General features: G+C 68.0%; 13 protein-coding genes. All 13 read left to right on the top strand.

Going from position 1 to position 14,979, the window contains the following annotated elements:
• Window positions 1–34: 34 nt before the first annotated feature.
• The 13 genes from ACODRX_RS01000 to ACODRX_RS00940 all read left to right on the top strand — a co-directional run bounded on the left by ACODRX_RS01000 (window position 35) and on the right by ACODRX_RS00940 (window position 14,976).
• Complete coding sequence (locus tag ACODRX_RS01000) at window positions 35–754, top strand: glycosyltransferase family protein (RefSeq protein ID WP_488869118.1); 720 nt, start codon at window positions 35–37, stop codon at window positions 752–754.
• Window positions 751–1,851, top strand: a complete 1,101-nt coding sequence (locus tag ACODRX_RS00995; protein WP_488869116.1) for a glycosyltransferase family 4 protein — start codon at window positions 751–753, stop codon at window positions 1,849–1,851. Before ACODRX_RS01000 ends, ACODRX_RS00995 begins: the two co-directional genes overlap by 4 nt.
• Before the next feature lie 45 nt (window positions 1,852–1,896).
• Window positions 1,897–2,997: a non-hydrolyzing UDP-N-acetylglucosamine 2-epimerase gene (wecB, locus tag ACODRX_RS00990; RefSeq protein ID WP_488869114.1), complete on the top strand. Its 1,101-nt coding sequence runs from the start codon at window positions 1,897–1,899 to the stop codon at window positions 2,995–2,997.
• Window positions 2,998–3,115: 118 nt separating this feature from the next.
• A complete protein-coding gene (gene argB / locus ACODRX_RS00985; RefSeq protein WP_488869112.1) occupies window positions 3,116–4,018 on the top strand; it encodes an acetylglutamate kinase in 903 nt (300 codons plus the stop codon).
• An 11-nt stretch (window positions 4,019–4,029) separates the two neighbouring features.
• Window positions 4,030–4,695 (top strand): nucleoid occlusion factor SlmA, encoded by a 666-nt coding sequence (gene slmA / locus ACODRX_RS00980; RefSeq protein WP_488869110.1) that lies wholly within the window; start codon window positions 4,030–4,032, stop codon window positions 4,693–4,695.
• A gap of 253 nt (window positions 4,696–4,948) precedes the next feature.
• A complete protein-coding gene (locus ACODRX_RS00975; protein ID WP_488869108.1) occupies window positions 4,949–5,716 on the top strand; it encodes a TetR/AcrR family transcriptional regulator in 768 nt (255 codons plus the stop codon).
• 34 nt (window positions 5,717–5,750) lie between these two features.
• Window positions 5,751–7,562 carry an acyl-CoA dehydrogenase C-terminal domain-containing protein gene (locus ACODRX_RS00970; protein ID WP_488869106.1) on the top strand — a complete coding sequence of 604 codons (1,812 nt, stop codon included), beginning with the start codon at window positions 5,751–5,753 and terminating at the stop codon, window positions 7,560–7,562.
• A gap of 30 nt (window positions 7,563–7,592) precedes the next feature.
• Entirely contained in the window at window positions 7,593–8,027 is a 435-nt protein-coding gene (locus ACODRX_RS00965; protein ID WP_488869104.1) for a DUF2147 domain-containing protein, read from the top strand.
• Window positions 8,028–8,065: 38 nt separating this feature from the next.
• The gene (locus ACODRX_RS00960) at window positions 8,066–10,477 is read left to right on the top strand and encodes a 3-hydroxyacyl-CoA dehydrogenase/enoyl-CoA hydratase family protein (RefSeq protein ID WP_488869102.1); all 2,412 of its coding nucleotides are present in this window, start codon (window positions 8,066–8,068) and stop codon (window positions 10,475–10,477) included.
• 156 nt (window positions 10,478–10,633) lie between these two features.
• Window positions 10,634–11,833: an acetyl-CoA C-acyltransferase gene (locus tag ACODRX_RS00955; protein WP_488869100.1), complete on the top strand. Its 1,200-nt coding sequence runs from the start codon at window positions 10,634–10,636 to the stop codon at window positions 11,831–11,833.
• 87 nt (window positions 11,834–11,920) lie between these two features.
• Window positions 11,921–12,751 carry an acyl-CoA thioesterase gene (locus ACODRX_RS00950; protein WP_488869098.1) on the top strand — a complete coding sequence of 277 codons (831 nt, stop codon included), beginning with the start codon at window positions 11,921–11,923 and terminating at the stop codon, window positions 12,749–12,751.
• Window positions 12,752–12,867: 116 nt separating this feature from the next.
• Complete coding sequence (locus ACODRX_RS00945; protein WP_488869096.1) at window positions 12,868–13,659, top strand: enoyl-CoA hydratase; 792 nt, start codon at window positions 12,868–12,870, stop codon at window positions 13,657–13,659.
• Window positions 13,660–13,842: 183 nt separating this feature from the next.
• Complete coding sequence (locus tag ACODRX_RS00940; RefSeq protein ID WP_488869094.1) at window positions 13,843–14,976, top strand: efflux RND transporter periplasmic adaptor subunit; 1,134 nt, start codon at window positions 13,843–13,845, stop codon at window positions 14,974–14,976.
• The last annotated feature ends 3 nt before the right edge of the window (window positions 14,977–14,979 follow it).

Raw genomic sequence — 14,979 nt, 5'->3', positions numbered from 1 at the left:
AGCCCTCTCCGTGGTCAGCCATGGACATGGAGCCATGGTGCAGGCGCTGCTGCAAGCGCTGGCCCGAAGCTGTGCGGGCGAGGTTGGGCGCGTGGTGCTGACCCAGAATCTGCCCGAGCCCGCTCCCGAGCCGCCGCCGGGCGGCTGGCCCTTCGTGCTGGAGCTGCGCCGCAATGCGCTGCCGCAAGGCTTTGCCGCGAATCACAATGCTGCGCTAGCGCAGGCGCAGGAGCCGTATCTTTGCCTGCTGAATCCGGACGTGGGCTTGCTCGGCGGCAATCCCTTTCCCGCATTGCGGCAGGCGCTGGCCAGGCCCGGGGTGGGGCTGGCCTATCCGCGGCAGGTGGATGCGGCCGGTGTGCTGCAGGACAGCGAGCGCGAACTGCCGACGCCCTGGTCCTTGCTGCTGCGCTACCTGGCGGGGCGGCGTGAATCCCGGGCCGAATGGGTGAATGCCGCCTTCTGGCTGGTACGGCGCGAGGCCTGGCTGCAGGCGGGGGGGCTGGATACCCGCTACTTCATGTACTGCGAGGATGTGGATTTCTGTTTGCGCCTGCGCCTGGCGGGATGGCGGCTGGCGCGCGCGGCGGCCCGCGTGCAGCATGCGGGGCAGCGCGACAGCCACCGGCGCTGGCGGCACGGTTTGTGGCATATTCGGGCACTCTTGCGCCTTTGGCGCTCGTCGGCTTTCTGGCGTGCCCGCCCCCTGCTGCGCCGCATGGCCGATGCGGAACTCATTCATTCTGATCCATGATTTTTCTGGCTGTTGTCGCTTTCCTCATGGCGCTGGTCGGCTCCGGCTTCATCGTGCGCCGCATGCGGGGCCACTCCAGGCGCTATGGCTCGGACATGCCGCAGCGCTTTCATGTTGGCAATATTCCGCGCCTGGGCGGCCTGGCGATGATGGCGAGCCTGATCGTGACCGCGGTGGTGGCCGGGATACAGAACTGGTGGGGCTACGATGGCAACGCGCTGCAGTGGAATCGCTGGCTGCTGTACTTTTTCCTGGCCATGGCGCCGGCGGTGGCCGGCGGCATTGCCGAGGACATGACCCAGCGCCTGTCGGTGCGCTACCGCCTGGCGCTGACCTTGATGACCGGTGTGCTGGCGGTCTATCTGCTGGACCTGTCGGTCCCACGCCTGGATATCGGCTGGGTGGACCAGGCGCTGCTCCGGATGCCATGGATCGGCATGCTGCTGGCCATGGTGGCGATTGCGGGTTTGCCGCATGCGTTCAATATCATCGATGGTTATAACGGCTTGGCTGGGATGGTGGCCATCGTTATTTGCGCGGCACTCACCCATGTGGCGCTGCAGCTGGGTGACCGGGAGCTGGCGGCCATGCTGGTGATCACCGCGGCGGCGACTGCGGGTTTCCTGTTCTGGAATTACCCGATGGGGCAGCTTTTCGCGGGGGATGGCGGCGCCTATGTCTGGGGCGTGGTGGTGGCGTTTTGCAGCATCATGCTGGTGCAGCGCCATCCGGTGGTTTCGCCCTGGTTCCCCATGCTGCTGCTGATCTATCCGGTCTGGGAAACCATGTTCTCCATCTACCGCAAGCTGGCGCGCGGCGTTTCGCCCGGCATGGCCGATGCACTGCATCTGCACCAGCTGGTCTACCGCCGGATCGTGCGCAGTGTGCTGGACGAGAACGCGGCCCGCCGCATGCTCAGGCGAAACAACCGGACCGCGCCCTACCTGTGGGCATTCACCTTGCTGACGGTGGTTCCGGCGGTGCTGTTCTGGCGCAATACCTATGTGCTCATGGGATTTTGCCTGCTGTTTTGCGTATCCTATGTGGCGGCCTACCTGGTGATCGTGCGCTTCAAGCTGCCGGGCTGGCTTCGCTGACCGTCCGGGATGTGGCGGATAGGCCCTGGTTTCAAGGGGGAAGGCATGACCAAGAAGATCCTCTGCGCCGTCGGCACCCGGCCCGAGGCCATCAAGATGGCGCCCGTCATCCTGGCGCTGCAGCAGCAGCCCTGGGCCGAGGTGCGGGTGCTGGCCACGGCGCAACACCGCCAGATGCTGGACCAGGTGCTGGCGTTCTTCGGCATCGAGCCGCATATCGACCTGGACATCATGCGGCCCAACCAGGCGCTTTCGGCGCTGACGGCACGCCTGCTATTGGAGATGGACCGGGTGCTGGCGGCGGAACAACCCGATGTGGTGCTGGTGCAGGGCGACACGACGACCGTGATGGCGGTGGCGCTCGCCTGTTTCTACCACCGCATTCCGATCGGCCATGTCGAGGCCGGGCTGCGCACCTGGGACATGCAAAATCCCTTTCCCGAAGAGGCCAACCGCGTGATCGCCGGGCGGCTGGCGCGCTGGCATTTCGCGCCCACCGAGGGCTCGCGCCAGAACCTGCTGAGGGAGGGAATTGCCGATCGGGACATCGTCGTCACCGGCAACACCGTCATAGACGCCCTGCTGATGACCGCCGAAAAGCATGTGGACATCGGTGTCGAGCTCGATGCGTCCAGGCGGCTGGTGCTGGTGACTTCGCACCGCCGGGAGAACTTTGGCGAGCCGTTCCGGCAGATCTGCCGGGCGCTGCAGGCCCTGGCGCGGCAGAACCCAGGGCTGCAATTCCTCTACCCTGTGCACCCGAATCCGAATGTGAAGAACCTGGCCCACGAATACCTGGGCGGCCTGCCGAACTTCGTGTTGTGCGAGCCGCTGGACTATGCGCCCTTCGTGGCGGCGATGAAGCGGGCGACCCTGATATTGACCGATTCGGGCGGCGTGCAGGAAGAGGCGCCGGCCTTGGGCAAGCCGGTGCTGGTGCTGCGCGACGAGACCGAGCGGCCCGAGGCGGTGGCCGAAGGCGTGGTGCGGCTCGTCGGGCCGCACTATGAACGCATAGTGCAAGAGGCGCAGCACCTGCTGGACGACGAGCAGGCCTATGCCCGCATGGCGCGGGGCGTGTCGCCCTATGGCGACGGGCGGGCGGCGCAGCGCATCGTGAAGACCCTGCGCGACTACTGTGCCTGACTTTTGCCGGGTTTTGCCGGGCAGCCAACCCGGCTGGCACGGGCAGGCACGCACTTTGCGGCACAATCCGCGCTTGCATGTTTCATCGGCTTCCGCTTTTTCGAGAAGGCACCCATCCATGACCACATCCACCCCCGTGGCAGCCGCCATCAACCCGCGCGACAAGGCTGAGATCCTGGCGCAGGCGCTGCCCTATATCCGCAAGTTCCATGGCAAGACCATGGTCATCAAGTATGGCGGCAATGCCATGACCGACCCCGAGCTGCAGGCCGATTTCGCCGAGGACGTGGTGCTGCTCAAGCTGGTGGGCATGAACCCGGTGGTGGTGCATGGCGGCGGGCCGCAGATCGAGACCGCGCTCAAGCGCCTGGGCAAGACGGGCGAGTTCATCCAGGGCATGCGCGTGACCGACTCCGAGACCATGGAGGTGGTGGAATGGGTGCTGGCCGGCGAGGTGCAGCAGGACATCGTGGGCCTGATCAACCAGGCCGGCGGCAAGGCCGTGGGCCTGACCGGGCGGGATGGCGGGCTGATCCGCGCCAAGAAGCTCAAGCTGCTCGACCACAAGGACCCGAACATCGAGCATGACGTGGGCCAGGTGGGCGACATCGTCTCCATCGACCCGAGCGTGGTCAAGGCGCTGCAGGACGACGCCTTCATCCCGGTGGTCAGCCCCATAGGCTTTGGCGAGAACAACGAGAGCTACAACATCAATGCCGATGTGGTGGCGAGCAAGCTGGCCGCGGTGCTGCAGGCGGAGAAGCTGCTGCTGCTGACCAATATTCCCGGCGTGCTCGACAAGCAGGGCAAGCTGCTCACCGAGCTGACCTCGCGCGAGATCGACGCGCTGATCGACGACGGCACCATCTCCGGCGGCATGCTGCCCAAGCTGGCCGGCGCCATCGATGCCGCCAAGAGCGGCGTGAATGCGGTCCACGTGGTGGACGGCCGCGTGCCGCATGCCATGCTGCTGGAGATCCTGACCGATCAGGCCTACGGCACCATGATCCGCAGCTATTGACCGGGGAGCGCATGCAAGATCAAGAGACTGCGTTTCCCCTGGAAGAAGCCGCGCCGGAAATCGCCGCCGCGCCTGCCCGCAAGCGCCCCAAGCCGGGCGAGCGGCGCCTGCAGATACTGCAGGCGCTGGCCGCCATGCTGGAGCAGCCCGGCGCCGAGCGCATCACCACGGCGGCCCTGGCGGCGCGCCTGTCGGTGAGCGAGGCCGCGCTGTACCGCCACTTTGCCAGCAAGGCGCAGATGTATGAGGGGCTGATCGACTTCGTGGAGCAATCGGTGTTCACGCTGTGCCAGCAGATCGTCGGGCGCGAGCTGCCCGATGAGGCCAAGACACCCGAGCAGGCCGTGGCGCAGGCGCACCGGGTGGTCACCATGGTGCTGCAGTTCGGCGAGCGCAACCCCGGCATGGTGCGCGTGATGCTGGGCGATGCGCTGCTGAACGAGAATCCGCGCCTGCAGCAGCGCATGCGGCAGTTTTTCGACCGCATCGAGTCCACGCTGCGCCAATGCCTGCGCGTCACCGCTGGTGCATCGGTCACGCCCACCGTGGACGCCCAGGTGCGCGCCAGCGTGCTGATGGCCCTGGTGCAGGGGCGGCTGCTGCGTTTTGCGCGCTCGGATTTCCGGCAGCTGCCCACGGAGCAGCTCCCCGCCTGCCTCGCATTGCTGCAGCGCTGAGCGTATCGCGGTTGCCATCGCCATGGCCGCCTGCCACGACAGTGGCGGCGGCTTTTTGCTTTTTCATGGCTCTCGTTTACCCTAGGTTCATGCTTCGGTGCTTGGAGATGCCTAGGTTCTATGCAAGAATAAAAAAAGAACGGTCGTGCTTTTTTGATCATGCATTTTTTATTACCGGCCGTCCCAAGATAAAAAGCGTTCCTCTCGCAGGGGCCGCGACCCAACGCAGTGGGGAGCATGGGGAGTCATTTTTATGCCACAACTCAAAATCATCGCATCCAACCCGAAGAAAACCAAGCCGCAAGCCGCGCCTGAGCCGCTGGCCCTGACTGCCGCCGAAGGGGGCAAGGCCCAGAAAATCCCCAAGGGCCGGCAGACGCGCGCCGCCATCCTCGATGCGGCGCTGGAGCTGGCCGCGCAGGAGGGGCTGGACGGCGTGTCGCTCGGCATGCTGGCCTATCGCCTGGGCATGAGCAAGTCGGGCGTGTTTGCGCATTTTGGCTCACGCGAGGAGCTGCAGTGCTCGGTGGTGCGGGAATACCATGCCCGTTTCGAGCGCGAAATCTTCCAGCCCGCGCTGCAGGCCGAGCGCGGCTTGCCGCGCCTGGTGCACATGGTGACCGGCTGGATGCGCAGCACCGCGTCCGAGCAGGAGTCCAGCCGCCTCTACGGCAGCCTGTACATCAGCGGCGCGGTCGAGTTCGACGACCGGCCCGGCGATGTGCGCGAGGCGCTCGAATTCTCGGTGACCACCTGGATGGCGGCCATGCGGCGCGTCATCGCGCAGTGCCAGTCCGAAGGCCAGCTGCAGCCCGGCGTGTCGCCCGACCAGATCCTGTTCGAAGTGCATGGGCTGATCCTGGCGCTGCACTACGAAGTCCGCTTCCTGCATGGCCCGCAGGCGCTGGCCCATGCCTGCGAAGGCTTTGCCGGGCTGCTGGCGCGCCATGCCACCAGCCCGGCGCAGGTGCATGCACTGGTGGACGCGGTGCTGCGCATCCATGTGGCACCGGCTGCATAAATTCCCCTTTCTCTTCATCGCCAAGGACCCGAACATGCCCCAATACAACCCGCCGCTGCGCGACATGCAGTTCCTGATGCACGAAGTGCTGGCGCTGCCGCAGCGCTATGCCGCGCTGCCGCCGTTTGCCGAGGTCGATGCCGCGACCATGGACGCCATCGTGCAGGAAGCCGGCAAGTTCGCGGCCGAGGTGGTGCAGCCGCTGAACCTGAGCGGCGACACCGAGGGCTGCACCCGCAATCCGGCGGACTCCAGCGTGGCCACGCCCAAGGGCTTCAAGGAGGCCTACGCGCAGTACGTCGAGGGCGGCTGGGCGGCGCTGTCGTGTGCCCCCGAATACGGCGGCCAGGGCCTGCCCTTCGTGCTGAACCAGTGCCTGTACGAGATGCTCAACGGCGCCAACCAGGCATGGACCATGTACCCCGGCCTGTCGCACGGCGCCTACGAGGCGCTGCATGCGCACGGCAGCGACGAGCAGAAGCAGCGCTACCTGCCCAAGCTCACCAGCGGCGAGTGGACCGGCACCATGTGCCTGACCGAGCCGCACTGCGGCACCGACCTGGGCCTGCTGCGCACGAAGGCAGAGCCTGTGGGCGACGGCACCTACAAGATCACCGGCAACAAGATCTTCATCAGCGCCGGCGAGCACGACATGGCCGAGAACATCGTCCACCTGGTGCTGGCCCGCCTGCCCGATGCACCCAAGGGCAGCAAGGGCAGCAAGGGCATCAGCCTGTTCCTGGTGCCCAAGTTCCATGTGAACGCCGATGGCTCGCTGGGCGAGCGCAACCCGATCTTCTGCACCGGCCTGGAGCACAAGATGGGCATCCACGGCAATGCCACCGCGCAGATCTCCCTCGACGGCGCCATCGGCACCCTGGTGGGCCAGCCCAACAAGGGCCTGCAGGCCATGTTCGTGATGATGAACGCCGCCCGCCTGGGCGTGGCCAACCAGTCGCTGGGCCTGATGACCGTGGCCTACCAGAACGCGCTGGCCTATGCCAAGGAGCGCGTGCAGATGCGCAGCCTCTCGGGCACCAAGGCCAAGGACCTGCCGGCCGACCCCATCATCGTGCACCCCGACGTGCGCCGCATGCTGCTCACCGCCAAGGCTTATTCCGAAGGCGGCCGGGCGATGATGATCGCCACCTCGGCGCTGCTCGACGAGGAGCTGCACCACCCCGACGAGGCCGTGCGCACGGCCAATGCGGCCCAGGTGGCGCTGCTCACGCCCATCCTCAAGGCCTTCCTCACCGACAAGGGCTTCGAGGCCACCGTGCTGTGCCAGCAGGTCTTCGGCGGCCATGGCTACATCCACGAGACCGGCATGGAGCAGTTCGTGCGCGATGCGCGCATCAACCAGATCTACGAGGGCACCAACGGCATCCAGGCGCTGGACCTGCTGGGGCGCAAGGTGCTGGGCGACAACGGCGCGGCGCTGAAAGCGCTGGGCAAGCTGGTGGAGGGCCTGATCCGCGAGGAGGGCGTGAACGAGCGCATGGCCGACTTCATCAACCCGCTGGCGCAGCTGGCCGGGCAGATGACGGCGCTGACCACCGAGCTGGGCCTGAAGTCGCTGCAGAACCCCGACGAGGTGGGCGCCGCGGCGGTGGACTACCTGCGCATCCTGGGCCATCTGGTAATGGGCTACTGGTGGGCGCGCATGGCGCAGGCGGCGCTGCGCAGGCTGGCCGAAGGCGAGGTGGCCGACGCGCAGTTCTACCAGGGCAAGCTGGAGACGGCGCGCTTTTACTTCGCGCGCCTGTTCCCCGAGGCGGGCCTGGCGGTGCGCACCATGCGCAGCGGCAGCAAGCTGCTGATGAACACCGACGCCGCGCTGGCCTGAAGATTCCCGCCCCAACCCCAGGAGATGCCCATGAAACAAGCGCTGACAGCGATGGTTTTTGCTTTGCTCGCCGCGCCGGCGCTGGCCCAGATGAACCCGGTGGGCCTGTGGCGCAGCGTGGACGACAAGAGCGGCGAGGCCAAGGCCGAGATCCGCATCACCGATAGCGGCGGCGCGCTCAGGGGGCAGATCGTGAAGACCCTGAAAAAGGATGCCAAGCCCGACGCCGTCTGCACCGAGTGCAGCGACGAGCGCAAGGGCCAGCCCATCGCCGGCCTGGAGATCATCCGCGGCGGCAAGCAGGCTGAAGGCAAGGAGGTGTGGGAGGGCGGCAAGATCCTCGACCCTGAAAACGGCAAGGAATACCGCGCCAGCTTCACGCCCATAGACGGCGGTCGGAAGCTGGAGGTGCGGGGCTTTCTCGGGCCGTTCTGGCGTACCCAGACCTGGGTGCGTGTGGAATGAAAGCGGGCTTTGCCCCTATCTGACTTGATGGAGACGCCATGTCCCGATTCGTTGTGAAGAAAGTCGCCGTGCTCGGCGCCGGCGTGATGGGCGCGCAGATCGCCGCCCATCTGGTGAATGTGAAGGTGCCGGTCATATTGTTCGACCTGCCCGCCAAGGAAGGCGAAAAGAGCGGCATCGCGCTCAAGGCCATCGCCAACCTGAAGAAGCTCAAGCCCTCGCCGCTGGGCAGCCAGGCCGATGCCGAGCTGATCCAGCCCGCGAACTACGAGGAGCACCTGGATCTGCTCAAGGACTGCGACCTGGTGATCGAGGCCATCGCCGAGCGCATGGACTGGAAGCAGGACCTGTACCACAAGATCGCCGCGCACCTGGCGTCGCATGCCATCGTGGCATCGAACACCTCGGGCCTGTCGATCACCAAGCTGTCCGAGGCGCTGCCTGAATCCATCCGCCCGCGCTTTTGCGGCATCCACTTCTTCAACCCGCCGCGCTACATGATGCTGGTGGAGCTGATCACCACCGCCACCACCGAGCCGCAGGTGCTCGACCAGCTGGAGAGCTTCGTCACCACCGGCCTGGGCAAGGGCGTGGTGCGCGCCAAGGACACGCCCAACTTCGTCGCCAACCGCGTGGGCGTGGCCGGCATGCTGTCGACCATGCTCGAGGCCGAACGCTTCGGCCTCACGTACGACGTGGTGGACGACCTCACCGGCAAGAAGCTCGGGCGTGCCAGCTCGGGCACCTTCCGCACCGCCGACGTGGTGGGGCTGGATACGCTGGCCCACGTCATCGCCACCATGCAGACCAACCTGTCGGCCGAGACCGACTCGTTCTACGCCAGCTACGCCACGCCCGCCGTGCTCACGCAACTGATCGACGGCGGCGCGCTGGGCCAGAAGACCAAGGCGGGTTTCTTCCGCAAGGGCGCCATGGGCAACATCGAGCGCTTCGACGCTGGGCAGGGCGGCTACGTGCCGGCCGGCGAAAAGGCCAACGACGTGTATGCCCGCATGCTCAAGCGCCCGGCCGGCGAGCGCCTGGCGCTGCTCAGGAACAGCGAGGGCGCCGAGGGCCAGTTCCTCTGGGCCATTTTGCGCAACAGCTTCCACTATGCGGCGGTGCACCTCAAGGACATTGCCGACAACGCGCGCGATGTCGACCTGGCCATGCGCTGGGGCTTCGGCATGCAGCAAGGCCCGTTCGAGCTGTGGCAGGAGGCGGGCTGGGCCCAGGTGGCCAAGATGGTGCAGGACGACATTGACGCCGGCAAGGCGCTGTCCAAGGAGCCGCTGCCCCCATGGGTGTTCGCGGGCCCGGTGGCCGAGGCTGGCGGCGTGCACACGCCCCAGGGCTCGTGGAGCGCGGCCGAGCAGCGCTTCGTGCCGCGCCGCGAGCTGCCGGTGTATGCGCGCCAGCTCTTCCCCGAGCGCGTGCTGGGTGAGAGCGCCGATCCGCAGCAGGACTGGCGCACTGCCGGCCGCACCGTGCAGGAGAGCAGCGCGCTGCGCGCCTGGACGCTGGACGAGCAGGTGCTGATCCTCAGCTTCAAGACCAAGATGCACGCCATCAGCCCGCAGCTGATGGAGGAGCTGCAGCAGGCCCTGGCGCTGGCCGAGCAGCAGTTCGACGCGGTGGTGGTCTGGTCGGGCGACGCGCCGTTCAGCGTGGGCGCGGACCTGCAGGCCATGATGCCGGCGTTCGCGCTGTCGGGCCCCTCGGCCATCGAGGCCATCGAGCACGCGCTGCAGCAGCTGATGCTGAGCCTGCGCTATGCGCAAGTGCCGGTGGTGGGCGCGGTGCATGGCATGGCGCTGGGCGGCGGCTGCGAGCTGCTGCTGCACTGCGCACGCCGCGTGGCGCACATGGAGTCGTACATCGGTCTGGTCGAGGTGGGCGTGGGCCTGGTGCCCGGCGCCGGCGGCCTGGCCGACGTGGCGCGCCGCGCCGCGCTCAACGCCAAGGCGTCGAGCGGCACCGACCTGCTGCCCTTCCTGGCCGATGGCTTCAAGGCCGCGGCCATGGCCACCGTGGGCACCAGCGCGCTCGAATCGCGCGATCTGGGCTATCTGCAGGCGGCCGACGTGATCGTGCCGCACCGCGATGAGCTGCTGTTCGTGGCGCTGGCCGAGGCCAGGGCGCTGGCGGCCGGCGGCTGGCGGCCGCCGCTCAGGCGCCCGTTCCCGGTGGCCGGGCGCAGCGGCATCGCCACGCTGCGCGGCTCGCTGGTCAACATGCGCGAGGGCGGCTTCATCAGCGAGCACGACATGCGCATCGCCACCGCGATCGCCGAGGTGGTCTGCGGCGGCGACGTGGACGCCGGCACGCTGGTGAACGAGGAATACCTGATGGCGCTGGAGCGCAAGGCGTTCTGCGGCCTGATCGTGCACGAGAAGACGCAGGAGCGCATCCTGGGCATGCTGAATACCGGCAAGCCTGTGCGCAACTGACATGAAGCACCCCCTGAGTCGCTTCGCGCCTTCCCCCTCTCTCGCTTCGCGGGAGGTGGACGACACCTTCGCTGCGGGGCGGCCCTTGCTCGGCGTCCGCAGCCGGGTCGCGCCAGTTTGATGCGCTGTAGGCAGCGCAAACAAGGACAAGCCACCATGACCAAACAACTCCAGGACGCATACATCGTTGCCGCCACGCGCACGCCCATCGGCCGTTCGCACAAGGGCTTCTTCCGCAACTACCGCCCCGACGACCTGCTGGCCACCACGCTCAAGGCGGTGATGGCCCAGGCGCCGGGGCTCGATCCCGCGGCGGTCGAGGACGTGGTCTGCGGCTGCGCCATCCCCGAGGCGCAGCAGGGCCTGAACGTGGCGCGCATCGGCGCGGTGCTGGCCGGGCTGCCGGTCAGCGTGGGCGGCATCACCGTCAACCGCTTCTGCGCCTCGGGCATCTCGGCGCTGGCGATGGCGGCCGACCGCATCCGTGTCGGCGAGGCCGAGGTGATGATCGCCGCCGGCGTCGAAAGCATGAGCATGGTGCCGATGATGGGCAACTCGCCCTCGCTGTCGCCCAGCATCTTCGAGCGCAGCGAGGACTACGGCATCGCCTACGGCATGGGCCTGACGGCCGAGAAGGTCGCCCAGCGCTGGAAGGTGAGCCGCGAGGCGCAGGATGCCTTTGCGCTGCAGTCGCACCAGCGCGCCATCGCCGCGCAGCAGGCGGGTGAGTTCGCCGACGAGATCACGCCGATCGCCGTCACCGACCGCGGCGTGGACCTGGCCAGCCTGCAGGCCACCGCCGCCAGCCGCACCGTGAGCCTGGACGAAGGCCCGCGCCCCGATACCTCGCTCGAAGGCCTGGCCAAGCTGCGCACCGTATTCGCCGCGCGCGGCTCGGTCACCGCCGGCAACAGCTCGCAGACCAGCGACGGCGCGGGCGCGCTGATCGTGGCCAGCGAGGCGGCGCTCAAGCGCTTCAACCTCACGCCGCTGGCGCGCTTCGTGAGCTTCGCCAGCAAGGGCGTGGCGCCCGAGATCATGGGCATCGGCCCGATCGAGGCGATTCCCGCGGCGCTCAAGGCCGGCGGCCTGCGGCTGGGCGACATCGACTGGATCGAGCTGAACGAGGCCTTCGCCGCGCAGTCGCTGGCGGTGATGAACGATCTGCAGCTCGACCCGGCCAAGGTCAACCCGCTGGGCGGCGCGATTGCGCTGGGCCATCCGCTGGGCGCCACCGGCGCCATTCGCGCCGCCACCGTGGTGCACGCCCTGCGCCGCCGCAAGCTCAAATACGGCATGGTGACCATGTGCGTGGGCATGGGGCAGGGGGCGGCCGGCATCATCGAGCGGGTCTAGGAGCGCGCTCTCCTGTCCGCCACCGGACGGCGGATGGCGCCTTCCGGTGGTACAACGCGCTGGTTTCCTTTTTGCGAGCACCGAGTCATGACCTCTCCAGACCGCCACCCCATGGACGCCGCGCTGGCCCTGCAGCCGGTAGCTCCCAACCGCTACCGCGCATCTGCCAGCAAGGCCTACTGGAACATGGTGGGGCCCTACGGCGGCATCACCGCCGCGCAGATGGCGCAGGCCGTGCTGCAGCACCCCGAGCTGGTGGGCGAGCTGGTGTCGCTCACGGTGAACTATGCAGGCCCGGTGGGCGAGGGCGAGTACAGCATCGAGGCGCTGCCGGTGCGCACCAACCGCTCCACGCAGCACTGGATCATCACCATGCGCGAGCCGGGCGCCGATGGCAGCGAAGCCATCAGCACCACCGCCACCGCGATGACGGCGCTGGTGCGCGGCACCTGGTCCGACGACGAATGCGCCATGCCGCCGGCGCCGCCCGCGGCCGACATCGAGCCCGCCACGGTGGAGTTCCGCGCCGAATGGCTGCGGCGCTACAGCATGCGACCGGTCGAGGGCAGCTACCCCGCCGAGTGGGACGGATCGACCCGCCCCAGCCGCACCCGCCTGTGGGTGCAGGACGAGCCCCCGCGCCCGCTCGACACGCCCGCGCTGACCGCGCTGTGCGACGTGTTCTACCCCCGCGTATGGCTGCGCCGCGCCAGGCGCGTGCCTTCGGGCACGGTCAGCTTCACCGTGTATTTCCATGCCAGCGAGGCGCAGATCCGCGCCGTCGGCGCCCAGCCGCTGCTGGCCCAGGCGCAGGGCCAGGGCTTTCGCGACGGCTTCTTCGACCAGACCGCCCAGGTCTGGGCGCCCGATGGTACGCTGCTGGCCACCAGCCACCAGCTGGTGTACTACAAGGAATAAAAATAATAGCTACTAGCGCTTGATAGGTATTGGTATTGGATGTAAAAGTATCTGAAAACCAATCTGGTAAAGCGCTAGCTACTATCATTTTTGCCATCACCCAAACGCACCCAGCCATGACCATCCAATCCTCCTGCAGCGATATCCTGGTGCATGCCGAAGACGGCATCTGCACCATCACCTTCAACCGCCTGGCCAAGAAGAACTCGATCACCGGCCCCATGTACCTGGCGCTGGCCGACATCCTGCGGCAGGCCGATGCCAGCGACGCGGTGCGCGTGGCGGTGCTGCAGGGCGATGCCACGGTGTTCACCGCGGGCAACGACCTGGGCGACTTCCTCAACGGCCCCAAGGGCGGCGATGGCGGCGTGGAGTCGCCGCCCTTCGTCTTCCTGCAGGCGCTGGCCGCCTTCGCCAAGCCGCTGGTGGCGGCGGTCTGCGGCCCGGCCGTGGGCATAGGCACCACGCTGCTGCTGCACTGCGACCTGGTGTATGCCGGCGACAACGCCATGTTCTCGCTGCCCTTCATCAACCTGGGCTTCTGCCCCGAGGGCGCCTCCAGCCTGCTGCTGCCGCAGCTGATGGGCCACCAGCGCGCCTGCGAGGCGCTGCTGCTGGGCGATCCCTTCATGGCCGAGGCGGCGCTCGAGGTCGGCCTGGTCAACCGCGTGGTGCCGCCCACCGAATGCAACGGGCTGGCGCAGGCCCAGGCGCGCAAGCTGGCGGCCAAGCCGCTGGCCTCGCTGCTGGCGAGCAAGAAGCTGCTCAAGAGCGCCCAGCTGCCCCAGGTGCAGCAGCGCATCAACGAGGAAGGCCAGGTCTTCCGCCACCTGCTGCAGCAGCCCGCGGCCAAGGAGGCGATGACCGCCTTCCTGGAAAAGCGCAAGCCCAACTTCGCCGGCATGTGAGGCGTGTCAAGCGCCGGATGCTCTCCTTTTTGATTTATTTCCCGCCTTACCAAACCGTAATGCTGCCCGGCCGCCTTCCCGCATAGCATTGCCCCCCACAGGGCGGCAGGGGCCGCCCGGCAAAGCGAGGCGAGGATGGACGGGATAGCAAGACGCGGGCGGCCAGGGCAGGCCGCGCGCCACATGCTGCTGGCATTGGTGTCGGCGGCGGCGATCGCTGGTTGCAACGATCAGGGCAAGAGCGCGGCCCCCGAAGCCCCCAAGGAGGGGGCGGAGGCCGCGGGCAAGCAGGCGGCCGAGTTGCCGCCGGGGCAGCTGCGGCTCAAGCCCGAGGCGCAGAAGATGCTGAAGATCGTCACGCTCGGCGGCGAGGGCAGCCCGCAGACCGCCTCGGTGCCGGCGCGCGTCGCCTTCCAGGAAGACAAGGTCGCGGCGGCCACGCTGCCGGTGGAGGCGCGCGTGGTGTCGGTGCAGGCCCATGTGGGCGACATCGTCAAGGCGGGCGACGAGCTGGCCACGCTGGTCAGCCCCGAGGCGCTGCGCATGCGCTACGAGGTCGATGCCGCCCGCACCGCGAAGGAGCTGGCGGCGGTCGAGGCCCAGCGCCAGCGCGTGATGATGGACAAGGGCGTGGGCGTGGAGATCGAGCTGCGCGCCGCCGAGGCCAAGCTGCGCGAGACCGCGCAGGAGCTGGCGCGCGCCCAGGGCACGGCGGCGCTGCTGGGTTCGGGCAGCGGCGACAAGATCGTGCTGCGCGCCACGCGCGCCGGCGTGGTCGCCGAGCGCAATGCGGTGCCCGGCGCATCGGCCGAGGCCGGCGCGGCGCTGTTTCTGATCGGCGATCCGCGGGCCATGGGCGTGGTGGCCGAGGTCTTCGAAGGCGATCTGGGCCAGGTGCGCCCCGGTACCGCGGTCAAGGTCGAGGTGCCGCAGCTGTCGGCCACGCTGGCCGGCAAGGTGCGCTACGTGGGCGCGGCGCTCGACAAGGAGTCGCGCCGCGCGCCGGTCTATATCGAACTCGGCGAGCAGCGGCCCGAGCTGCGCACCGGCATGCAGGCCCGGGTGGAGCTGCCGGTCGGAGGGCAGGGAGGGCAGGCGGCGCAGATGCTGGTGCCGATCACGGCCATCATCATCAAGGACGGCAACCGCTCGGTGGTCTTCGTGCAGGTGGCAGACGACCGCTTCGAGGCGCGCGACGTGAGCCTGGGCCGCCCGCTGCATGGCATGGTGCCGGTGCTCAGCGGGCTGCAGGCGGGCGAGCGCATCGTGGTGCGCGGCGGCCTGCTGCTCGACGGCGCGGCCAGCCAGCTGCTCTGACGG

It is taken from the genome of Comamonas sp. FG99 (genome assembly GCF_057808605.1).
This window is presented reverse-complemented; position numbering and strand designations above follow the sequence as displayed.